Raw genomic sequence first — 22026 nt, 5'->3', positions numbered from 1 at the left:
CGCGGGTCAGGGCAGGTTGGACAGGGCCTGGTGGAGGAAGGCGTCGCGGCTGGCGGTGGCTGTGGCTGTGGCGGCGTACAGCGTGGTTGGGGTGTTGAGGGCGGCTACTGCGTCCCAGTAGGCGACGTGGTCGGCTTTGCGGCCGGTGGCTTGTTCCCAGCCGGTCAGGACGTGGGCGGGGGCGTCCGAGCCGAAGCTGATGGCGACCTGTTTGCGGAGCTCGGACAGGTCCACACCGGGAGCGCCTACGCCGGCGGTCTTCCAGTCGATGAAGGCGGTCAGACGGTCGCCGGTCCACACGATGTTGCCGGGCCAAACGTCGCCATGGAGGAACACGGGCTCCTCAGGCGGTAGCCCATGGGCGGTGACCAGGGTGTCGGCCTGCTGGAGGAGGGGCGTGGTCGGCATGCGTCCGGCGCGACGGTCGGCGGCGAAGTCGTCCACGGCGATCGGACGGGGACGGAACGGCAGGTGCTCCCGCGGAGACATCTGGAGAGCGTGCAGAGCAGTCAGTGCAGCACCGGCGGCGCGCAGGCTCGCAGGTGTTCCCAACGCCCAGTCCGTGGTCCCAGGAACCACTGTTTCAAGAGACGCCGGTACGCCGGCATGCTCGCCGGTCAGGTCCGCGGCCAGCAGACGTGGCGCCGGCAACTGATGGCGATCAGCCACCTGTAGTGCCGCGGCAGCGGTGGCGATCATGCCGGCGCCGATGCGTGGAGTAGGTGCGCGCAGGATGCACCGGGTCGAGCCGGCGACCAGCAGCCACGGGCCTTGGGCACCGTGCAGTGGTCGGACTTCGCGGATCGGCGCGCCACAACAGGTGGCGGCCCAGGCAACTGTGGTTTCCCTCATGGCCGAGTTTACGTCCCCGTCAATGGTCTCCAGGGGTAATGAGGCCCGTTTCGTAGGCAAGGACGACAGCCTGGGCTCGGTCTCGCAGGGCGAGCTTGGCGAAGATCCGGGCCGCGTGGGTCTTCGCGGTGGCTTCGCTGAGCGTCAGCGCGGCGGCGATCTCGGCGTTGGACAGCCCCTGGCCCATGAGTGTGAGGACCTCTAGCTCACGGGGGGTGAGGCTGGAGAGGCCGCGGTGTACGGCGGGCTGAGTGGCAGTCGATGTGGCGAACCGTTCGACCAGACGGCGGGTGATGGACGGGGCCAGGAGGGCGTCGCCAGTGGTGACCAGGCGGACGGCGGCGGCCAGGTGCTCGGGCGTGACGTCCTTGAGCAAGAACCCGCTGGCGCCGGCCGCGAGGGCGGCGTACACGTAGCGGTCGAGATCGAAGGTCGTGAGGATCAGGACGCGGCAGTCGGTCGGCGTGGCGAGGATGCGCCGGGTGGCTTCCAGACCGTCCATCGTGGGCATGCGGATGTCCATCAGGACGACGTCGGGACGCAGGCGCCGTACGGCGTCCACTGCTTCCTCGCCGTCCGCGGCCTCTCCGACGACCTCGATGCCGCGAGCGGCGAGGATCATCCGGAAGCCGGTCCGTACCAGGGCCTGGTCGTCCGCGATCACCACTCGCGTCGTCATGGGCGTTCCAGCGGCAGCTTGGCCCGAACGCGGAAGCCACCACCGAGTCGGCGGCGCGCGTCCAGGTCCCCGCCGTACACGGCCACCCGTTGCGTCAGGCCACGGAGACCGCGGCCGTCGCCCTCGGGAGCCGGTGGGCGTCCACCGGTGAGGATGCTTGGCCCGGTGTTGAGGATCTCCAGGCGAAGGGCGTGCGGGGCATAGCGGACCGTCACCTCAGCTCTGACGCCGTCACCGTGCTTGAGCGCGTTGGTGAGGGCCTCCTGAATGATGCGGTACGCCGTGACGTCCACGCCGGTCGGCAAGTCACAGGGGTCACCAGAGATGCGTACTTCGACAGGTAAGCCAGCGAACGCGGTCCGGTCGATCAGAGTGCTCAGCTGAGCCAGACTCGGCTGTGGAGACAGTGCCTCGTCCGAGTCGTCCTTGGGCACGAGCACACCGAGCAGATGCCGCAGCTCAGCCATGGTGTCGCGACCGGCGGCCTCAACAGCCAGCAGGGCCGACTCAGCCTGCTCCGGCTCATTGACAAGGACATGCCGCGCCGCACCGGCCTGAATGACCATGACGCTGACGTTGTGACTCACGATGTCGTGCAGATCGTGAGCTATCCGCGCACGCTCGGCGTCGACTGCGCTCCGGGCGGCTGTCTCGCGTTCGCGCTCCAGCAGCCACCCGCGCTCCTCCAGCGCCCGCGCGTGCGCACGCCGTGCACGGACCAGTGCGAGCGCCAGCAGCCCGGCCAACACGGCCAGTGCCGCGACAACTAGCCACAGAATGGTCACGAGGTCTACTGTCCCAAAGGCATCGGACGCTACGCATCATCCGCGAGGCGCACCGCCGTACATCTCCAGGATGACGGCTGCCGGACTTTACGTCGGCAGGGTGACGTCAGCGGGCTTCGAGCGGACCTAGCGTGAGCAGCATGACGGACGACGTAGGCAACGCAGAGGCGGTCGTAGAGCTCACCGCAGTGCGCAAGGAGTACGGCGAATCCCTCGCGCTCGACGGTGTGTCGCTGGAGATCCACGCCGGTGAGGCGGTCGCGGTGATGGGACCGTCCGGCAGCGGCAAGTCCACACTGTTGAGCATGGTCGCGGGGCTGGACCGGCCGACGTCGGGCTCCGTCGTGGTGCACGGCGACGACCTGGGCACGATGGACGAGAAGGGGCTGGCCCTGTTCCGCCGCCGGCGGATCGGGATGATCTTCCAGTTCTTCAACCTGCTGGACGACCTGTCCGCCCTCGACAACGTGGCACTGGCCGCACAGCTCACCGGTACTTCGGCCCCGCACGCGCGCAAGCGTGCACTCGAGCTCTTCGAGGAGCTGGGCATCGCCGGCCGACGCAACACCTATCCGGCGCAGCTGAGCGGCGGTGAACGGCAACGAGTCGCGGTCGCGCGCGCACTGATGAACCGACCAGCCGTCCTGCTCGCCGACGAACCGACAGGTGCCCTGGACACCCGGTCCGGCGAGCAGGTCATGGATCTGCTGCTGGACCTCAACCAAATCGGCCAGACGCTTCTACTGGTGACACACGACCAGCAGCTCGCGACACGCTGCGCCAGCCGAGTCATCGACTTCGTCGACGGGCAGATCGCCGGCGAACGCAGCCTGGAGCGTACGTCGTGACCGCGGTCTGGCCGGTGTCGCGAGCAGCGGTACGACGGCGTCGCGTGCAGACCGTGGTGATCGGCGTGGTCGTACTGCTCTCCACAACGATGATTGTGGTCGCGCTGGGACTGCTGGCCGCCTCGAGCGGTCCGTTCGACCAGGCGTACGCCAAACAGAGCGGTGCGCAGCTGGCCGCGTCGTACGACCGGACCAAGGTCACCGACTCCCAGTTGACCGAGGCTGGGCGGAATGCGCCGGCTACGGCCGGACCGTTCGCTCAGGCGACGCTGGACGTCTCTCAGCCGCCGATGCTCGGGTCGCTGGTGACTGTGGGCCGCGCGGATCCAGGTGGCGTCGTCGACCGGCTCAATGTCTGGAAGGGGCACTGGGCGGACAAGCCGGGGGAGATCGTGCTCAACCGGAACCCCACCGACTCCGCCGGACATGGCACGCCGCAGCTGAACGGGACGCTGACGATGCCGGACGGCCGGACGCTGACCATCGTCGGCTTCGCGTACAGCGTCAGCCAGTCGGCGGACGCATGGGTCAGCCCAGCGCAGATGAGCGAGTTGAAGCCGACGTCAACGCAGATGCTCTATCGGTTCGCCCACGCGGCGACGAACGCGGAGGTGACGGCCGGCCAGAACGCGGTGACCGCAGGGCTTCCGTGTGGCGCTCTGCTCGGCGCACAGTCCTACCTGGCGTTGCGGGCAGCCGCGGCAGGTGAGCCAAACACGTTCGTACCGTTCTTGATGATGTTCGGCTGGCTGGGGCTAGCGGTCGCCGTACTGATCGTTGCGAACGTCGTCAGCGGTGCCGTGGTCGCCGGCTTCAAGCACATTGGCGTATTGAAGGCACTGGGGTTCACCCCGACACAGGTGCTGGCTGTGTACCTCGGGATGGTGTCGATCCCTGCTGTCGTCGGCTGTGCCGGTGGAGTTGTTCTGGGCAACATACTCGCCACTTCCCTGCTGACGAGGGCTTTCGAGAGCTACGGAGCCGGTGGGCTCGGCGTACCCGTCTGGGTCGACGTCGCCACCCTGATCGGCGTACCTGCTCTCGTGGCACTGTCTGCGTTGGCGCCTGCGCTGAGGGCGCGAAGTCTGTCGGCAGCACAGGCGATCAGTGCTGGAAGCGCACCGCGAGCTGGACGCGGTCTGACGGCACAGAGGTGGTTGAGCGGGACTCGCCTGCCACGGTCGGTCAGTCTGGGCTTGGGACTGCCTTTTGCCCGTCCTGGACGCACGGCGTTGACGCTGGCAGCTGTGGTGCTCGGCGTCACCAGCGTGACCTTGGCGGTGGGGCTCGGGAAGTCGCTGACGACGTACCAGCAGGCTGCCAGTCGGGTGAACGCCGTTGACCTGACCTTCTTCGCCGGTCCGAATGGAGCTAGTCCAAGCGACCCCAATGGCCCGCCTGGTGCGAAGTTGAGTGACGCGGAGGACGAGGCGGTACTCCGGTCCACGCCAGGCGTCACGTCGGTCGCAGCGATGGCTGAGCTGGACCTGCGGATCGCTGGTACGCAGACCGACCTGCGGACGTCGTTCTACCGCGGGGACTTCGATCAGCTCGGGTACCGCATCCTGGCTGGGCGCTGGTTCGACGGACCGGGAGAGGTGGTCGTGTCGGAACGCTTCCTGCGGCAGCGGGGGCTTGCGGTCGGCGACACGATCACACTGCAAGGACAGGGCAAGACTGTGCGCGCACAGATCGTCGGGAAGGCGATGTACAACTCTGCCGACGAGGTGCTGTCCAACTGGTCGACACTCGCGCTGATCGCTCCGAAACTGCGTGCGAACCTCTATGAGGTCAATGTGAAGCCCGGCACCGATCTGAACGCGGTCGTGCAGGCTGTGCAGGCAAAGGACTCCGGACTGCAGCAGGCAGATGGCCAGGACGCCGGCACCTTCGTCACCGTGGTCCTCGCGACCGTAGTACTGCTCACGCTGATGCTGGGAACCGTCGCGGCACTGGGTGTCTTCAACACCGTCGTACTCAACACCCGCGAACGGCGCCGCGACCTGGGCATGCTCAAGTCGATCGGGATGACGCCCGCACAGGTCACTGTGATGGTCGTGACGTCCATGACCGCGCTGGGCGCCATTGGTGGCCTGTTGGGCATTCCGCTCGGCATCATCGCCCACCGCCTGGTCGTTCCCGCTATGGCGAACGGTGCCCAGATAGAGCTCCCGTCGTTCATGCTGCACGTCTTCCCCGTCGGTCTGCTGGCCCTCCTGGTCCTGGCCGGCATGCTGATCGCGGCCGCCGGCGCCTACTTCCCCGCCCGCGCAGCCGCCCGTACCACCATCGCCGAGGTCCTCCACAACGAGTAATTCCGGTTGCTTGGCGGGCTCGAGTCGGGCTGACTGGACTCATGGACGAGGTGGTCGCGGGTAATCGGGTGGTCTGGGAGCAGGCCTCCAGCAAGCACATCCGGGAGTACGACGAGTTGCTGGAGCAGGCCCGTGGTGACGGGTTGCTGTTCGAGCGGGAACTGGAGTTGCTGGCGCCTGTGCTCGCGGAGCGGCCAGTAGTAGTGCATCTGCAGAGCGGACACGGGCTCGACGACATCGGACTGGTCAAGGCAGGCGCCCGGGAGGTCGTGGGCGTGGACTACAGCTCTGTAGCTGCGGGCGCGGCGCAGCGGCGGGCCGACGAGCTCGGGATGCCCTGTCGCTACACGGTGGCCGAGGTTCCCGGCGTACCGCTTGACGATGGGTGTGCGGATCTCGTCTACACGGGCAAAGGCGCGCTGATCTGGATGCGGGACATCGACGCGTGGGCGCGGGACGTGGCGCGCCTGGTCCGGCCGGGTGGGCATCTGTTCGTGTACGAGGCCCACCCGGCCGTTCCGCTGTGGAGCTGGGACGAAGACGAACCACGTGTCCGCCCGGACCGCAGCTACTTCGCGGAGTCACACATCAACGACACCTTCCCGGGCAACGGCGCCCAGGAGTGGCAGTGGACGCTCGGCCAGATCGTCACTGCCGTCTCCCGGGCCGGTCTGCAGGTCCAGGTCCTCGAGGAGTACGCCGAGCCGTTCTGGCGACCGCAGGACGACACCAGTGCCGCCGCCTGGTCCGGCCGACTCCCCAACTCCTACGCGCTCCTGGCCCGCAGACCCATATAGATAAGGCCCTTAGAGATAAGGCAGGAGCGCGGCCTCCTCGCGGTCCAGGTGGGCGTTGAGTTGGGCGATCAGTTCGTCGATCTGGTCGACGACTTCGGGAGCGCCGACGAGGCGCTCCAGTTCACCGAGCAGTACGGCGATCTTGTCGTGCTCCACCTGGAGCTCGTCGACCACGTCGGTCAGCTCCGGGTGTTGCTGGACGAGCGCCGGAAACAGCCCGGTCGACTCGCCGGTGTGGTGGAAGTGCAAACCCTGACAGACCGTCAGGCAGTTGATGCGCAGCTGCGCGCCGAGCGTCCCCGAGTTCGCAACCTCCTTGCGGATCAGGGAAAGCTCGCGCCGGAACGCAGCGTGGATGATCTTCAGCGCCTCGCCGAACCCACGCTCGGCTCCCGGCGGCGGGCCGGGGCGCTGCTCGAGCGCGACGACCGGAATCGTCCGGGTGGTCTTCTTCTGGTACTCGCCCCACCCCGAGTCGGCCTCGACGAGTCGCGCGAAGACCTCGTCGCGTTCCGAGCCGCGGAGTACGACGGCTGTTGCCGGGTAGCTGAAGAGACCTAGGTCCACTGTGACCTCGGGCTGGGCGAGCAGGTTGTGGTACCAGGCGGGGTGTTTCGGGCTGCCAGCGGCCGAGCCGACGACCAGGACCCGGGCGCCGTCGGGGTAATACGCGAGGATCGCGGTCCGCGATTGGCCGGTCCGCGCGCCGGTGGTTGTTAGGAGCAACAACCGTGAGTTCTCGAAGGGCCCGCCGACCTGGCCGGCGTTGGCCCGGAAATCGTCGATGAGTTGTGCGGTGAAATCGTTCAGGATTCGCTTCTCTCTGGGTCGTGGAAGAACGTACAGACGGGGAGAGAAGCGGCGGGCGGGGCCCGCGGGGCGCTCAGAGCGCAGCCGGGAACCCGACTCGTGAATGGCTGGAAGCCGACCCGGCAGTCACGTCGAAGATCGTACCCAAACCACCGGGCCAATCCAAGAACGGCAACAATGTCACCGTGCCCGATGTGCCGGAGGTGTCGCAGGTGCCGCAGTCCGATGCGGCGCTGCCCGATGCGGCGCTGCCCGAGCGGCTCGTGCAGGCCGGGGTCGAGCTTCTCGAGCAGGAGGGCCTCGGCAATCTGACCCTGCGCGCGATCGCCCGCCGTACCGGCGTCTCACACGGCGCGCCCCGGCGGTACTTCCCGACCCACAACGCGCTCCTCGCCGCGATCGCCGCCACCGGCCTCACCGACCTAGCCGCCCGACTGACGCCGTACCCCGACGGCTCGCCCGAGGACCAACTGGTGCAGGCAGCCCGCCGCTACCTGGAATTCGCCGCCGAACGCCCCGGAATGTTCGACCTGATCTTCCGCCACGACCTACTGTCCGGCGCCGGCGGCAACCTTCGCGTGACCTCGCTCCCGCTGTTCCAGACGTTCGTGGACCTGGTCGCCCGCCAACACCCCACCGACGCCGACCTCCGCGCCACCGCCCTGTGGACAAACATCCACGGCCTAGCCACCCTCCGAGCCACCAACGCCCTAACCCTCCTCGGCACCACAGACCTCGACCCCACCATCAGGTACGTCGTCCACGCCCACCTCACGTAGCCCGCAAAGCGTCGTACACGCCTAAGCCCTGCGGAATTCGGGTACCCGCTGTTGTCACGCGTCTGCGGTACGTCGTGGTTTGTGGGGTGTTGTGGAAAACGGGGTGGAACTAGCGAAAAAACCTCACGAACGCTGTAACGACCTGCACACTGGACCGATAAACGGGTGAGTGACCCAGCGGGGGGCCGAGTGGGGAGCTCCGGTGTTTCTTCGGGACCACCGCGCGTGTGGAGGGGGCCTCGCAGGTGCTCACCCGGGGCGGGGTGAGCACCTGCTCGAGGATCTAACCCTTGATGCCGACGTTCGCCATTCCTTCGACGAACCGCTTCTGGGCGAACACGAACAGCACGATCATCGGCAGCGTCGCGAGCGCCGTACCGGCCATCAGGTACGGCCACTGGATCTCGGCCGGGTTCTGGGAGAAGATCGCCAGCCCCAGCTGCAGCGGCCGCATCTCGTCCGACGTGGTGATCATCAGCGGCCAGAGGAACCCGTTCCAGGCGGCCTCGATCTGGAACACCGCGATCGTGATCAGGGCCGGCTTGATCAGCGGCGTCATGATCCGCCAGAAGATGCCGAACTCACCGAGCCCGTCGACCCGAGCCGCCTGCGCCAGCTGATCCGGCAGCGAGACGTAGAACTGCCGGGCCAAGAAGGTGAACAAAGGCGCTGCGCCGAGCGGGATGATCAGGCCCCACCACGAGTTCAGCCAGCCGATCCCGCCCTGGCCGAGGATGTTGTTGCCGCCGAACAGCGGGATCGACTTCACGATCAGGAACAGCGGCACCAGGATGATCTGGAACGGCACCATCAGCAGCACGATGAAGTAGCTGAGCAGTGCCTTGCCGCCGCGGATCGGCAGTTTCGCGAGCGCGTAGCCGGCCGTCGTACAGACCGCCAGCGTGAACGCCGTCTCGCCGACCGCGATGAACAGGCTGTTCCGGAAGTACCGCAGGAACGGCGCGGTCTGCATCGCCTCGACGAAGTTGTGCCAGCGCAGCTCCTGCGGCAGCCAGCCGAACTTCGCGATCTCCAGGTTGGACTTGAACGCGGTCAGCAGCATCCAGACGAATGGAACGATCATCAGGAGACCGCCGACCGTGAGGACGACGTACAACAGGATCCGGCCCGGCCGGACGGCCGGCCGCTTGGTACCGGCGACGGCCGGCAGCGTTGCGCTAGTCATTGGCATCCGCCTTCTGGAGCACGCGCCCGGCGCCGATGAAGAGCGCGATCACGATCATCATGATCACGGTCTCGGCGGAGGCGTAGCCGAGTTTCAGGTTCTGGAACGCGTTCTGGTAGATGTCCATCACCAGCACCCGCGTCGACGAGCCGGGGCCGCCCTGCGTCATCACGTACACCAGGTCGAACACCTGGAAGGTGCCGACGATCGACGTGATCAGTACGAAGAACTGGACCGGCCCGATCGCCGGCCAGGTGACGTTGACGAACCGCTGCCAGCGGCCGGCACCGTCCAACTCCGACGACTCGATCAGGTCGCGGGAGACGCCCTGCAACGCGGCGAGGTAGATGATGATCTTGGTGCCGAGCCCCTGCCAGATCCCGACCACCATCAGCGATCCCAGCGCGGTGCCCGGGTCGGCCAGCCAGCGGTTCGGCGCGAACCCGAACAGGCTGAGGAACCCGTTCGCCAGGCCGGAGCCCGGGTTGTAGATCCACAGCCAGATGGTGGCCACGGCAACGGTCGCGGTGACGGTCGGGATGTAGAACGCCGTCCGGAAGAAGCCGAGGCCGCGGATCTTCTGGTTCAGCCCCATCGCGACCGCGAGCGAGACCGCCATCGAGATCGGGATCACGATGATCGCGTACAGCACGGTGTGCCACAGCGACGCCAGGAAGTTGGCGTCCCGGAACAGGTCCGCGTAGTTGCCGAACCCGACCCAGGAGAAGGAGTCACCGAAGCTGTAGTCGGTCAGGCTGAGCACGAGGACGGCGATCACCGGAAGCACGATGAAGATGCCGGAGTGCAGCAGCGCGGGAGTGAGCAGTGTCCAGCCGGCCCGGACCTGGCTGCGGATCAGCGTTCGATCGGCCTTCGGCGGCGTCACCTTGCGAGGCGTGGAGACCGCCGGACGTTCAAGAGTTGTACTCATCGCGACTGTCCTGCCAGGTTGTGCAGCACCTTGGCGGGATCCTTCTGTCCGAGGACCGCCTGGGTGAGCTGGATGTCGAAGTTGCCGCGCATCTCGAGCCAGTTGGCCGGTACTTCGTTCTCGTTGACGGCGTACGGCAGGCCGTCGGCGACGAACTGGCTCAACGGGTTCGACTTCGCGGCCGGGGAGTTGCTGGAGTCCTTGTAGGCCGGGATCTTCTTGTTCAGCTTGGCGAGCGCGTCCAGAGTGGTCGGCTTTGTCAGCGTCTGGATGAACGACCAGGCCGCGTCCTTGTGCCGGCTGCGCGATCCGATCGAGGCCAGGTCGCCGCCGACGTACTCGATCTCCTTGCCGCTGTCGAAGCGGAAGAACTCCAGGTCGTCGCAGTTCTTCTGCCCGATCCCGTCCGCGGAGCAGTCCACGCCGCCGTTGACGATGCCCATCGCGGCCTCACCAGTGAGCACGAGTGGTTGCTGGGCGGCGTTGGTCTGGCCGTACGGCTGGACGTTGTTGATCATCGACTTGATCCACAGCAGGGTGTCGAGCCCCTCCTTGTTGTCGAAGTTCGGCTCACCCCCGATGTAGAGCGGCGTACCGGTCGAGGCCAGGAAGGTCACGAACGACTGCCGGAAACCACTCGCCGAGGCGAGGTCGAAACCGCTGCGGGTGATGTTGCCGTCCTTGTCCCGCTTGGTCAGCTTCTCGGCCGCGACCTTGAGCTCGGCGAGCGACTTCGGCGGCTTGGACGGGTCCAGGCCGGCCTCCACGAACGCGCTCTTGCGCAGCGCCACCGCGCGCGCGTCGGCGATCAGCGGGTACGCGTACAACTTCTTGTCGTACGTCACCGCCGGGATCAGCGCCGGCGTGCTCTTCTCCTTGATCACGTCCGGCGTCACGCCGTAGTTGCCGAGATCCTCGAAGATCCGCTTCGACGCGAACGGCTGGACCCATCCGACGCCGGTCACCATCACGTCGTACGGGATGCCGGCCGCGATCGACGTCGACATCTTCTCGTTCAGGTTCTTGTACGTCGCGAAGTCCGGCTCGACCTTCATCTTCGGATAGGTCTTGTGGAAGTCGTCGACGACCTTCTGGAACTCGGCCTTGCCCTTGGCACTCGGCGGGAAGGACGGCAGCAGTACCCGCAACGTCCCGGTCGCCTCGGCCGGCGGCACGCCGTCGGTGCTCTTGTCGATCACCCCGTTGCCACAACTACTGACCACCACGCTGAGCGCAGCGGCCAGCAGGGTCAGTCCCACTCCACGTCTCACAGGGGAACTCCTTCGCTGACTTGTTCAGCCGGGGCCCAAGACCCCACCCAAGTGCAGCGAAAGTATGGGAAAGGGCTTTCCTCGTCAATACCCAATCGCTCGAACGATCACATTCGATCACGATCGAGATCTGCCGAGCGGGGTCAGCCGATGGTGATGGCCTGGCGGTGCGTGTCCGCGCTCGCGCCGCAGGAGGTTCGGATGTTGAGGGTGGGGAGGAGGCTGAGGTGCTGGACGGGGGTGGTGGGGGTCTGGATCTTGCGGAGCAGGAGGTCGCACGCGGTTTCGCCGAGGGCCTGGCGGGGTGGGCAGACGGCGGTCAGGGGTACGACGGCGAGCGCGGCGGTCACGTCGTTGTACGCGATCACCGACAGGTCCTCGGGGACTCGGAGACCGCGCTCCATGGCGCGCTCGACCAGGCGGGCGCCATGCTCGTCGGAGTGCACGAGTACGGCGCGGCTCCCGAAGGACTCGCACTCGGCCAGGAACGCGTCCAGCTGTGCGACCGCGTTGCGGTCGTCGCCGCGCATCGGGAGGTCGACGGGCGACAGGAAGACCTCGACCCCGAGCGCCTTCGCGGCGGTCTCGAGCCCGAGACGCAGCCAGTACGCCGTCACCGTCGCCTGCAGGTTCACCGCGATCCGGCGGTGGCCGAGCGCCACGAAATGCCGGAGCGCGAGCATCGCGCCGTACGCGTGGTCGGTGCGAACGTGGTCGTACTCGCGGGCCACGTGCGGGAACCCGAACGCCCGCTCCATCAGCACCACGGGTACGTCGAGCTCGTCCAGGCGGGCGTCGAGCCGGTCGGCCGCGCCGTCACCGAGCGCGGTGCTGATCAGCAGTCCGGCGATCCCGATCCCGAGCACCTTGTCGATCCGCTCGCGCTCCGTCGCCGCGTCGTACCCGGAGACGCCGAGCACGAGACGGGCGCCGTACCGGTCGGCCATCGCCTCGGCGCCGCGGATCACGTCCGAGTAGTACGGCGCCGCGGCCGGGACAACGATGCCGATGGTGAGCTGACTGCCGCGGGCCGGCAGTTCGGCGGTGCCGGTGCCGATCGCGCCACCGTGTACGCGGCGGAGCAGGCCGGCCTTGTCCAGTTCGGCCAGGTCCCGGCGTACTGTGATCGCGGACACGCCCAGCTCGGCCACCAGGTCCGCCACCCGGAGCCGGCCGTGTCTGCGCAGGCTGCGCAGGATCAGCTCGTGGCGCTCCTGTGCAAGCATGCTGTCCCCTGGCGGTCCCGGTGAGGTGGCTGCGTGATTGTTCGTGATCATACGATCAAGACACGCTCGGACGGAACGAGGAGGCGATCGGTGGAGAAGGCCGGCCGGACGAACACCGTGTTGGCGAAGCTGTCGGTCGTCGGCGACCTGTTGATGCTGCAGCTGGTGTTCCTGGTGATCAGCCTGCCCATCCTGACGTTCTTCCCGGCGGCGTTCGCGCTCCAGCGGGTGCTGCCGGAGGCGATCAGTCAGGACAAGCCGAAGCTGCTGCGCCAGTTCTTCCGCGAGTTCCGCTGGGCGATGAAGAACTTCTGGATGTCGGGGCTCGCGCTGTACGTCGGTGGGCTGATGCTGGCGTTCGGCATCTCGTTCTGGGCGTACGCCAACGGGCCGGCCCGGATCTTCGCGCTGGCGATCCTGATCCCGCTCACCGGGATGATCCTCGGGCTCTACCTGAGCGGACTGGCGATTCTGCCCGAGGCTCCGGTCACGGCGACCATGAAGTCGCTGTTCCGGTCCGCCAACCTGTTCCTGCTCCGTCGACCGCTCCCGGTGGCCGGTGGGGTCGTCGTACTGCTCACCTGGTTCGCTCTGGCCACGCAGGTACCCACGCTGTTGGTCGTGGGGTCCGGACTAGTCCCGGCACTCACCGCGTACGCGATGTCACGCACCCGTCGCGAAAAAACTTCTGAAGACGTGTCAATCTGAGTCCTCCCCGTCCGACGTAGAGGTGAAAGGCCAAAACGACGGACGAAGGAGACCGGAATGTACGCGACGACCGACACCCTGGCGACTGCGCCGGCCGCGCAGGGCGGCCGCTCGCGCTGGCTGGCCCTCTACACGCTGTGCGCGGGCATGTTGATGATCGTGCTCGACGTCACCGTGGTGAACGTGGCCCTACCGGCCATCCAGGACGACCTCGGCTTCACCAGCTCCTCCCTCGCGTGGGTGGTGAACGCCTACCTGATCGCCTTCGGCGGTCTGCTCCTGCTGGCCGGCCGGCTCGGCGACCTCCTCGGCCGCCGGAACGTCTTCACCGCCGGACTGGTCGTTTTCACCGCCGCGTCCGTGCTGTGTGGTCTGGCCAGGTCGCAGGAGGTGCTGGTGATCGCCCGGTTCATCCAGGGCGTCGGCGGCGCGCTGACCTCCGCTGTCATCCTCGGCATGATCGTGACGCTGTTCCCCGAGCCGCGGGAGCAGGCCAAGGCGATCGGCATGTACGCGTTCGTCGCGTCGGCCGGTGGGTCGATCGGTCTGCTGGCCGGCGGTGTACTGACGCAGGCGATCAGCTGGCACTGGATCTTCTTCGTGAACCTGCCGATCGGCGTGCTGACGACCGCACTGGCCGTCAAACTCATCGAGAAGGACAAGGGCCTCGGTCTGGGCCGCGGAACCGACGTACCGGGTGCTGTGCTGATCACCGCGGCGCTGATGGTCGGTGTGTTCACCATCGTGAAGCCGGCGGCTGAGCTCGGCTGGACCGCTCCGCGGACGCTGGTGCTGGGTGCGGTGACGCTGGTGCTGCTGGGCGGGTTCATCGCTCGTGAGGCGACTGCCGCCAACCCACTGGTGCCGCTGCGGATCTTCCGCTCCCGCACGCTGACCGGCGCCAACCTGATCCAGGCGCTGTCCAGCTCCGGGATGTTCGGCATCTTCTTCCTCGGCTCGCTCTACCTGCAGCGAGTGCTCGGGTACGACGCTCTGGAGATCGGACTGTCCTTCCTGCCGACCACTCTGGTGATGGGGCTGCTGTCGGTGAAGTACTCCGAGAAGCTGGTGATGCGGTTCGGCCCGCGGCGCCCGCTGATCGCCGGACTGTCGCTCATCGTCGTCGGACTGGTCCTCTTCACGCAGGCTCCGGTCGGTGGCAACTACTTCGTCCACGTCCTGCCCGTACTAGCCCTGCTGGGCCTGGGCGGCGGCATCTGCTTCCCCGCACTGATGGGCCTGTCGATGTCAGACGTCAAGCCCGAAGACGCGGGCCTCGCCTCCGGTCTGATCGGCACCATGGGCGAGGTCGGCGCCGCCCTGGGCCTCGCGATCCTGGCCACCCTCTCCGCGACGCGCACCGCCGCGAGCTCCAAGCCGGCCCTGGAGGCCCTGACCGACGGCTACCGCTTCTCCTTCGCCATCGCCGCCGTCATCGTCGCCGCCTCGGTCGCCATCGCCATCACCGTGATGCGCCCCGCGAAGCAGCCGGCCGAAACCACCCCGGAGCCCGAAGAACTCCTCTGCGAAGCCGCCTGATCCAAGTACGCCGAACTCCCCGCGACCACGCCGGTCACGGGGAGTTCGCCGTACCCGCGGAGTACCACTCCCACCACGAAAGCCCCCGCCGCCTCGCACCAATGGTGAGCAGCACCATCGCGACCAGTACGACGACCGCTCCACCGGCGACGAGACCCCGACCAATCCGCGGTGTCCGCTTGTCATCGACCCATTGACGCACGTCGACATAGGCCAGGGCTGTCGACGGTTCTGAGGGTTGGTAGAGGATGCGAAGGGGCGGCGCGTAGCGGGTGCCGGGGGCCGGGGTCTGCAGTCCTTCCGGCATCCCCTGGCGATCGTCCTCGAAGTTGTCGAGTGCGGTGTGAACCTGCCGGCCATCAGCGGTGAAGACGATGCGCACCTCACCGATCAGGGGGCTGCCCTTCCCGGGATAGACGTCGACCTTCACGTCGCTCGCGACGGTGTCGACCCCGCCGGCCAGCAGCTCACGACTGAGATCGACTCGACCGGCCAACTCGAACAGCATCAACAAACCCGCCAACACAGCGACAAGCGCAGGAACCCCGAGCCACGTCGGCCCGCGCCCGGGCCAATCGACGTTTCCGCTCACCCGGCGGCGCGCTTTCGGCGGAGGAGGACGGACACAACGACCAGCACTACCGCGGTTGGGACGGCGATCTCGGCGCTGGGTGTACGGGAGAGGAACGGCCTCAGCAACAGGAACAGACCGCCACCGAACACGATGAGCATGACGAATGTGTCCGCGACCGGGTGGGCCCGCTCCCAGGAGCTGACGCGCTGAAGCGCCGCAGGGCCGATGAGCCCCGGCAGCATCACCGCAGTCATGAGAACAGCCGCGGCCACGGTCTCGAACGTGGGATTGTGCACGGCCCGGCCCGTAAAACTCACCACCATGACGGCGGCGAACACACGCGCCGCCGCGGGCGGCGGACCGAAATCGCGGTCGATGAATCTGTCGAACTGCCCCATGTGGTTCCTCCCCAGGAGGGGATGATCGCATGGGTTGTCCACAGCTGGCGATGGGACGGGTTTCGGGGTGGGGGGTGGGATGCGGAAGGATATGGGACCTGCCCAAGGCAGAATGCTTCGCGGTGTGTTGGTCGTAGAGGGGAACGGACAGTGGCAGTGCAGTCGGTCGAGCAGCGGATCGCCGAGGAACTCGAGGTCGGCGAGAACCAGGTGCGAGCAGCGGTGGCGCTGCTGGACGAGGGCTCGACGGTCCCGTTCATCGCGCGGTACCGCAAAGAGGTCACCGGGATGCTGGACGATGCCCAGCTACGGACGCTCGAGGAGCGGCTGCGGTACCTCCGGGAGCTGGAGGAACGCCGGCAGACGGTGCTCGAGTCGATCGAGAGCCAGGGCAAGCTGGACGACGCGCTGAAGGCGTCGATCCTGGCGGCGGACACGAAGTCCCGGCTGGAGGACATCTACCTCCCGTACAAGCCGAAGCGCCGGACCAAGGCGATGATCGCCCGGGAGAACGGCCTGGAGCCGCTCGCCGACGGCCTGATGGCCGACCCGGACGTCGAGCCGGTCGCCGCTGCGGCGGTGTTCGTGAACGCCGAAGTACCGGACCCGCAGGCCGCGCTGGACGGCGCCCGGGCGATCCTGGTCGAGCGGTTCGCCGAGGACGCCGACCTGATCGGTGGGCTGCGCGAGCGGCTCTGGGAGCAGGGCCGGCTGGCGTCCGCGGTGCGCGAGGGCAAGGAGACCGAGGGCGCGAAGTTCTCGGACTACTTCGAGTTCGACGAGCCGTTCACGAAGATGCCGTCGCACCGGATCCTCGCGCTGTTCCGCGGCGAGAAGGAGGACGTGCTGACGATCTCCGTCGAGCCGCTGCCGGCCGGCGTCGAGGTCGACGGACCGACGGAGTACGAGACGACCATCGCGCGCAAGGTCGGCATCGAGAACCAGGGCCGCGCGGCCGACAAGTGGCTGGTCGAGACGGTCCGCTGGGCGTGGCGGACGAAGATCCTGGTGCACCTCGGCATCGACCTGCGGATGCGCCTGCGGCAGGTCGCCGAGGACGAGGCGATCCGGGTGTTCGCGGCCAACCTGCGCGATCTGCTGCTGGCCGCCCCGGCCGGCACCCGCGCGACGATGGGCCTGGACCCGGGCTTCCGCACCGGCGTGAAGGTCGCCGTCGTGGACGCGACCGGCAAGGTCGTCAACACCGGCGTCATCTACCCGCACGTCCCGCAGAACCAGTGGGACAAGTCGATCGCCACCCTGGCCGCGCTGGCCGCCGCGCACGACGTCGACCTGATTGCCATCGGCAACGGTACGGCGTCCCGCGAGACCGACAAGCTCGCCGCGGAACTGATCGCCAAGCACCCCGAGCTCAAGCTCACCAAGGCGGTCGTCTCGGAGGCCGGCGCATCGGTGTACTCCGCGTCCGCGTTCGCCTCCCAGGAGCTGCCCGGGATGGACGTGTCGCTGCGCGGCGCGGTCTCGATCGCGCGCCGCCTGCAGGACCCGCTGGCCGAGCTGGTGAAGATCGACCCGAAGTCGATCGGCGTCGGCCAGTACCAGCACGACCTCGCGGAGAACTCGCTGTCCCGCTCGCTCGACGCGGTCGTCGAGGACTGTGTGAACGCGGTCGGCGTCGACCTGAACACCGCGTCCGCGCCGCTGCTGACCCGGGTCTCCGGGATCACGCCGGGCCTGGCCGACAACATCGTCCAGCACCGCGACGTGAACGGCCCGTTCACCTCCCGGACGGCGCTCAAGGACGTCGCGCGGCTCGGCCCGAAGGCGTTCGAGCAGGCGGCCGGGTTCCTCCGGATCCCCGACGGCGACGACCCGCTCGACGCGTCCAGCGTGCACCCCGAGGCGTACCCCGTCGTACGGCGGATCCTGGACGCGACCGGGTCGGACGTGAAGGCGCTGATCGGCTCGGCGGAGCTGAAGCGGCTGAAGGCGGCGGACTTCGTCGACGACATGTTCGGTCTGCCGACCGTCACCGACATCCTGGCCGAGCTGGAGAAACCGGGCCGAGACCCGCGGCCGGCGTTCAAGACCGCGGTGTTCGCCGAGGGTGTGGACAAGATCGCGGACCTGAAGCCGGGGATGCGGCTGGAGGGCCAGGTCACGAACGTGGCCGCGTTCGGGGCGTTCATCGACATCGGCGTCCACCAGGACGGGCTCGCGCACGTGTCGGCACTGTCGAAGAACTTCGTGAAGGACCCGAGCGAGGTCGTCAAGGTCGGCGACATCGTCACGGTCAAGGTCCTCGAGGTCGACATCCCGCGGCAGCGGATCTCGCTCACGCTGCGGCTGGACGACGAGGTCGGCTCCGGCGGACAGGGCGGTCAAGGCGGTCGCGGGCAGGGCCGTGGTCAAGGCGGCGGACAGGGCGGTCAGGGCCGCGGACCGGGCGGATCCGGCGGCGGTCAGGGTCGTGGACCCGGTGGCGGTCAGGGACGTGGGCCGGGTGGTTCCGGCGGACGCGGTGGCTCCGGCGGCCAGGGCGGTCGCGGCGGCAACCGTGGCCCGGGCGGCGGCCGCGGCAACCAGCAGGAGACGCCGATGGACGAGACCTCACTCGCCGACGCCTTCCGCAAGGCCGGCTTCACCGTCCGCTGACCCCGAGTCTTCCGGAGCGCACGCTTCACCGGCCGCTGGTCACTCGCCAGCGGCCGGTCTCATCCCTCGACCTGGTACCCGGCGGCCTCGACGGCCGTGCGGATCGCCGCCGGGTCGAGGGGCCGATCGCTGACCAGGGAAACCGTCCCGGTCGGCAGATCCACCGAGACCGATGCGACGCCAGGCAGCGTCTCGAGCTCCTCGGTCACGAACCCGACGCAGTGTCCGCAGGTCATCCCCAATACCCGGAACGTGGTCATGACGCGCTCACGTCGCGCGTGGCCTGCGTCGTACGGCGCATGCGTCCGTCCGGCGCCAGCTCGCCGAACAGGTACACCTCGGTGGAGATCGTCCGCCCACGCCGCGTCTCCGCGTGAATCGTGAACCGCGCCGCCACCCGATCGTCGGTGCGGATCGCCTCGTGGACGTCGTACCTGTAGGAGATCACGTTCTTCCGCACCGGGCGGATGTGGTCGAGCAGTCGCTGCCGGTCGATGGTGATGCCGTCGGCGATTTGCTCGATGTCGGGCGTGTAGTACCGGTCCACGACCGTGGCGGGGTCGTCGCTCTCGACGACCTCCCGGGTGAACGACTCGTAGAAGTCCGCGACGAACTCCCGTGCGCTTAAATCTGACATGCCGTCAAAGATAAGCACATCCGATAACCTTGACAAGGTGTCAGAGGACAATCCGGTACGGCGTCGGCGCCGCGCGGACGCGGACCGCAGCCGGACAGCGATCCTTGCCGCCGCGATCACGGTGCTGGACGAGCGCCCCGACGCGAGCCTGGAGCAGGTGGCCGAGGCAGCGCGGGTTACCCGGCAGACCGTGTACGCGCACTTCAAGTCCCGCGACGTACTGCTGAACGCGGTCGTCGACGAGCTCACCGCGGGAACCCTCGAGGAAATCGACAAACTCGACCTGGATCACGGGCCGGCCCTGGAGGGCGTGCTGCGTCTGGTCCAGGTGGCGTGGCGCATGTTCGAACTGCACCCGCTCCTGCTGCACCTACCGCAGACCGGCACCCAGGACGAACGCCACGACCCCGTAACAGCCCGCTTCGACCGCCTGATCCGCCGCGGCCAACGCGCCGGCGACATCACCCGCGACCTCCCCGCCCCCTGGCTCGTCACCACCCTCATAGCCCTAGGCCACGCCGCCGGCGAATCAGTCGCCAACAACACCCTCACCCCCCGAACAGCCACCAAAACCCTCCAAAAAACCCTCACCCGCCTCCTCCAACCCACCTAACCCCCGGCTCCCCCCACCCGGCGTCCAATCAGTGCAGGCAGGCACGCCAGCCCGCCGTTTGAGTCAGCACAGGCCGCGACACTCTCTGGGTTGGATCAGCACAGGTCGGCGCGCCAGCTCGGCGCGGGAGAGCTCAGGTCGGCCATCCGACCCGCCTGGATCAGCGTCGGCCGCCAACCCAGCCTGCCGTTGGATCGGCGCAGGTCGGCGCCCGGCCCGCGATTGGGTTGGGCAGGTCGCGACCTCGGCCTGGTGTTGGGGTTAGCGGAGGTCGGCGAGGTGGCCGCCGGGTTCGCCGACGTGTACTGCGGTGGCTTTGGGGGTGTAGGCGAGGCGGCGGTAGACGCGGTCTGCGCCGTCGTCGCCTGGGGTCAGCCAGGCGAGCGTGGCGCCGCCGAGTTCGAAGGACTTGAGGGTCGCGTACGCCGTTGCGATGCCACCGAGGCCGCGGCGTCGATGACTGTGGATGGTGCCGACTCCGGCGATCTCCGACACCTCGTCGGCGACCGCGGTCCACGCGGCGGTCGCCACCGGTACGTCGTCGGCGTACACCAGGACCGCACCGCCGTCGACCGGGTCCGATTTGTAGGCGAAGTCCGCGCCGTCCATCTCGTAGGCCTCGGCCGAGACGGCGTTCGCCACCTGCTGGTCGGCGTCCGACGCGACGACCTTCACCGTCACGCCGTCGGGGAGCTCGGGTACGACGAGGTCAGCGGGCTCGACGACGAGCAGCGGGAGATGGGAGACGATCGTCATCCCATTGGCCTCGAGGGCTTTGGCGAGGCCGGGGCTGGCTTCTTCGACGAGTTCGGCGCTCAACCAGCGGTCCTCGGCGGCGAACGCCTGACGGATGATCGCAAGGTTCGGCTGAACCTCCTCCGGGTCGAACGGTTGCCCAGGCTCCGACGCGACCATCGTCGAGAGGTACCACTCGTCCTGGTCGTGCAGCATCCCCGTCAACGGTCCCGCGACGATCTGCCGCCGCGACCTCGCCATCCCCACCACCTGCGCCCGCGCGATCCGCGCCCCGATCTCCATGCCGCGGACCCTACGACGCCCACCCCCACCCCGCGAGCACATAAACACCCCCGAGCCCATCTCGCGCCCGCCAAGGCGGGCCGTCAAGCGCGCCCGGCGGGCGCCCGGTCAGCGCCCGGTCAGCGCGTGGTGGGCGCGTGGTGGGCGCGTGGTGGGCGCGTGGTGGGCGCGTGGTGGGCGCGTGGTGGGCGCGTGGTGGGCGCGCGGCGAGCGCGTGGTGGGCGCGTGGTGGGCACCCGGTGGGGTGTGTAGCGGGTGGTGGGCGCACGTGGCGGGCACAGCGCGGCGGGTTAGCGCGGGGCAGCCCTCCGAGCAGCCGGCCCGGGCGCGTCGGTCGGTTGTCCGCTCACGTTCACTCACGCGCCCACATCGGCAGAGGAACGGATAACCCCTCGAAGTGGGGGTTCTTCCCTCTCACACCAGCAGAGAACCCCCAACACCAACGGTTATCCCCGCCTGCGCGGCGTGCGGTTCGGTGCCCGCCGCGCCGTTCAGGTGAGAGCGGCGGGCACGCGGCGAACGCGTGCGGAGTGCGCGCGGCGGGTGCGCGTGTTGCTCGGGTGCGTGTGCTGGGGCCCGCGGTGGTCGGCGTAGCGGGCGGTGGGCGGGAGTGATGGGCGGTGAGCGCGCGGTGGTGGACGCACCCGGTGGACGCGCGGCGGGTGCGAGTGGCGGGCGCACGTGGCGCGTACGTGTGGCGGTGCGTGCGTGTGGCGGTGCGTGCGCTGGGTGCGTCCGCTGGGCGCGCGGCGAGCGCGCGTGGTGGGTGAGGGTGGTGGGTGCGCGTTGAACGCGTGGTGGACGTGGTGGGTAAGGCGTGCTGGGCGCACGGTGGGGGCGGCCGGCGCGTAACGGGCGGTGGGCGAACGTGGTGGGCACATGCGGCGGGGCAGGCACACGCGGCGGGCGCGGGCGACAGGCACGTGTGGTGGACGGTGGGTGCTGGGCGTGCGTAGCGGGTGCGCGTGGTGGGTGCGCTGGTTGCAGCTGCGGGGGTGGGTGGTTAGGCGAGTTGTAGGAGGTCTAGGAGGCGGTTTAGGTCTGTGGGGGTTGGGGGGTGGCCTAGGAGGGTGGTTAGGGCGTCGAGGGTTGCGATGAGGTCGCGGCGGGTGGCGGCGCGGGATCTGCCGGCGGCGATGGTGGCGAGGACCTTGTCTGCGCGGTCGGAGCCGGCCACGAGCTCGGCTCCGGCTGACGGAGGTGGCATGGGTTCCTCGTCGCCGATTCGGACCTCCAGTCGGGCGCCTAGCGCCGTCGCCAGTCGGTCGAGGGCGGCGACGGTGGGGTTGCCGCGTCCGTTTTCCAGGTTTGCGATGTACGGGACGGAGAGTCCCGCATCGACCGCCACCGACGCGATTGTTCGTCCAGTCGCCTTGCGGCGTTCCCGCAGTACGTCGCCCAACTCCATGTGACCTATCTTCACA

General features: G+C 68.3%; 22 protein-coding genes. 8 read left to right on the top strand and 14 right to left on the bottom strand.

Going from position 1 to position 22026, the window contains the following annotated elements; all coding sequences use genetic code 11:
• Nucleotides 1–6: 6 nt before the first annotated feature.
• Genes ACWGID_RS17920 through ACWGID_RS17910 form a run of 3 tightly spaced genes read right to left on the bottom strand, consistent with a single transcriptional unit; the run spans nt 7 to nt 2316 of the window.
• Nucleotides 7–852: an aminoglycoside phosphotransferase family protein gene (locus ACWGID_RS17920; protein WP_452197800.1), complete on the bottom strand. Its 846-nt coding sequence runs from the start codon at nt 850–852 to the stop codon at nt 7–9.
• Nucleotides 853–871: 19 nt separating this feature from the next.
• Entirely contained in the window at nt 872–1531 is a 660-nt protein-coding gene (locus ACWGID_RS17915; protein ID WP_452197798.1) for a response regulator, read from the bottom strand.
• Nucleotides 1528–2316: a sensor histidine kinase gene (locus ACWGID_RS17910; RefSeq protein WP_452197797.1), complete on the bottom strand. Its 789-nt coding sequence runs from the start codon at nt 2314–2316 to the stop codon at nt 1528–1530. The genes ACWGID_RS17915 and ACWGID_RS17910 overlap by 4 nt, the downstream gene beginning before the upstream one ends.
• A 140-nt stretch (nt 2317–2456) precedes the next feature.
• Between ACWGID_RS17910 and ACWGID_RS17905 the strand changes: the two genes are divergently transcribed.
• From ACWGID_RS17905 to ACWGID_RS17895, 3 genes are read left to right on the top strand one after another with little or no spacing between them, the layout of a single operon-like run.
• A complete protein-coding gene (locus ACWGID_RS17905) occupies nt 2457–3164 on the top strand; it encodes an ABC transporter ATP-binding protein (RefSeq protein ID WP_452197795.1) in 708 nt (235 codons plus the stop codon).
• Nucleotides 3161–5479 (top strand): ABC transporter permease, encoded by a 2319-nt coding sequence (locus ACWGID_RS17900; RefSeq protein WP_452197793.1) that lies wholly within the window; start codon nt 3161–3163, stop codon nt 5477–5479. The genes ACWGID_RS17905 and ACWGID_RS17900 overlap by 4 nt, the downstream gene beginning before the upstream one ends.
• A gap of 41 nt (nt 5480–5520) precedes the next feature.
• Nucleotides 5521–6276 carry a class I SAM-dependent methyltransferase gene (locus ACWGID_RS17895; RefSeq protein WP_452197791.1) on the top strand — a complete coding sequence of 252 codons (756 nt, stop codon included), beginning with the start codon at nt 5521–5523 and terminating at the stop codon, nt 6274–6276.
• Nucleotides 6277–6285: 9 nt separating this feature from the next.
• Here the strand turns inward: ACWGID_RS17895 and ACWGID_RS17890 are convergent, their stop codons facing one another.
• On the bottom strand, nt 6286–7062 hold the full coding sequence (locus ACWGID_RS17890) for a nitroreductase/quinone reductase family protein (protein ID WP_452197837.1): 777 nt from the start codon (nt 7060–7062) through the stop codon (nt 6286–6288).
• Nucleotides 7063–7271: 209 nt separating this feature from the next.
• On the opposite strand from ACWGID_RS17890, the gene ACWGID_RS17885 reads away from it, so the two are divergent.
• Entirely contained in the window at nt 7272–7865 is a 594-nt protein-coding gene (locus tag ACWGID_RS17885) for a TetR/AcrR family transcriptional regulator (protein ID WP_452197789.1), read from the top strand.
• Between the two features lie 283 nt (nt 7866–8148).
• Here the strand turns inward: ACWGID_RS17885 and ACWGID_RS17880 are convergent, their stop codons facing one another.
• The 4 genes from ACWGID_RS17880 to ACWGID_RS17865 form a co-directional block, all read right to left on the bottom strand.
• Entirely contained in the window at nt 8149–9051 is a 903-nt protein-coding gene (locus ACWGID_RS17880; RefSeq protein ID WP_452197788.1) for a carbohydrate ABC transporter permease, read from the bottom strand.
• On the bottom strand, nt 9044–9982 hold the full coding sequence (locus ACWGID_RS17875; protein WP_452197786.1) for a carbohydrate ABC transporter permease: 939 nt from the start codon (nt 9980–9982) through the stop codon (nt 9044–9046). Before ACWGID_RS17875 ends, ACWGID_RS17880 begins: the two co-directional genes overlap by 8 nt.
• On the bottom strand, nt 9979–11253 hold the full coding sequence (locus ACWGID_RS17870; protein WP_452197784.1) for an extracellular solute-binding protein: 1275 nt from the start codon (nt 11251–11253) through the stop codon (nt 9979–9981). Before ACWGID_RS17870 ends, ACWGID_RS17875 begins: the two co-directional genes overlap by 4 nt.
• Before the next feature lie 143 nt (nt 11254–11396).
• Nucleotides 11397–12479 carry a substrate-binding domain-containing protein gene (locus tag ACWGID_RS17865; RefSeq protein WP_452197782.1) on the bottom strand — a complete coding sequence of 361 codons (1083 nt, stop codon included), beginning with the start codon at nt 12477–12479 and terminating at the stop codon, nt 11397–11399.
• Between the two features lie 90 nt (nt 12480–12569).
• Between ACWGID_RS17865 and ACWGID_RS17860 the strand changes: the two genes are divergently transcribed.
• Nucleotides 12570–13187: a DUF624 domain-containing protein gene (locus ACWGID_RS17860; protein ID WP_452197780.1), complete on the top strand. Its 618-nt coding sequence runs from the start codon at nt 12570–12572 to the stop codon at nt 13185–13187.
• A gap of 57 nt (nt 13188–13244) precedes the next feature.
• On the top strand, nt 13245–14726 hold the full coding sequence (locus ACWGID_RS17855; protein WP_452197778.1) for a DHA2 family efflux MFS transporter permease subunit: 1482 nt from the start codon (nt 13245–13247) through the stop codon (nt 14724–14726).
• Nucleotides 14727–14760: 34 nt separating this feature from the next.
• On the opposite strand, the gene ACWGID_RS17850 is transcribed toward ACWGID_RS17855, so the two are convergent.
• Nucleotides 14761–15234 (bottom strand): hypothetical protein, encoded by a 474-nt coding sequence (locus tag ACWGID_RS17850; RefSeq protein WP_452197776.1) that lies wholly within the window; start codon nt 15232–15234, stop codon nt 14761–14763.
• Between the two features lie 80 nt (nt 15235–15314).
• The gene (locus ACWGID_RS17845; protein WP_452197774.1) at nt 15315–15698 is read right to left on the bottom strand and encodes a hypothetical protein; all 384 of its coding nucleotides are present in this window, start codon (nt 15696–15698) and stop codon (nt 15315–15317) included.
• A gap of 150 nt (nt 15699–15848) precedes the next feature.
• Here ACWGID_RS17845 and ACWGID_RS17840 point away from each other — a divergent pair, with 150 nt between their 5' ends.
• Complete coding sequence (locus ACWGID_RS17840; protein WP_452197772.1) at nt 15849–18314, top strand: Tex family protein; 2466 nt, start codon at nt 15849–15851, stop codon at nt 18312–18314.
• Nucleotides 18315–18373: 59 nt separating this feature from the next.
• Here ACWGID_RS17840 and ACWGID_RS17835 read toward each other — a convergent pair whose 3' ends face one another.
• Complete coding sequence (locus tag ACWGID_RS17835; RefSeq protein WP_452197770.1) at nt 18374–18574, bottom strand: heavy-metal-associated domain-containing protein; 201 nt, start codon at nt 18572–18574, stop codon at nt 18374–18376.
• Nucleotides 18571–18951, bottom strand: a complete 381-nt coding sequence (locus ACWGID_RS17830; protein WP_452197768.1) for a nuclear transport factor 2 family protein — start codon at nt 18949–18951, stop codon at nt 18571–18573. Before ACWGID_RS17830 ends, ACWGID_RS17835 begins: the two co-directional genes overlap by 4 nt.
• Before the next feature lie 37 nt (nt 18952–18988).
• Between ACWGID_RS17830 and ACWGID_RS17825 the strand changes: the two genes are divergently transcribed.
• A complete protein-coding gene (locus ACWGID_RS17825; RefSeq protein ID WP_452197767.1) occupies nt 18989–19564 on the top strand; it encodes a TetR/AcrR family transcriptional regulator in 576 nt (191 codons plus the stop codon).
• A 261-nt stretch (nt 19565–19825) separates the two neighbouring features.
• Here ACWGID_RS17825 and ACWGID_RS17820 read toward each other — a convergent pair whose 3' ends face one another.
• Nucleotides 19826–20602, bottom strand: coding sequence for a GNAT family N-acetyltransferase (locus tag ACWGID_RS17820; RefSeq protein WP_452197765.1), 777 nt, complete (start codon nt 20600–20602; stop codon nt 19826–19828).
• Nucleotides 20603–21605: 1003 nt separating this feature from the next.
• Entirely contained in the window at nt 21606–22010 is a 405-nt protein-coding gene (locus ACWGID_RS17815) for a helix-turn-helix domain-containing protein (protein ID WP_452197763.1), read from the bottom strand.
• Nucleotides 22011–22026: the final 16 nt, after the last annotated feature.

The sequence above is a fragment of the Kribbella sp. NPDC054772 genome (genome assembly GCF_053611945.1).
The sequence above is the reverse complement of the archived record's forward strand: the minus strand, read 5'-3'. Positions and strand labels throughout refer to the sequence as shown.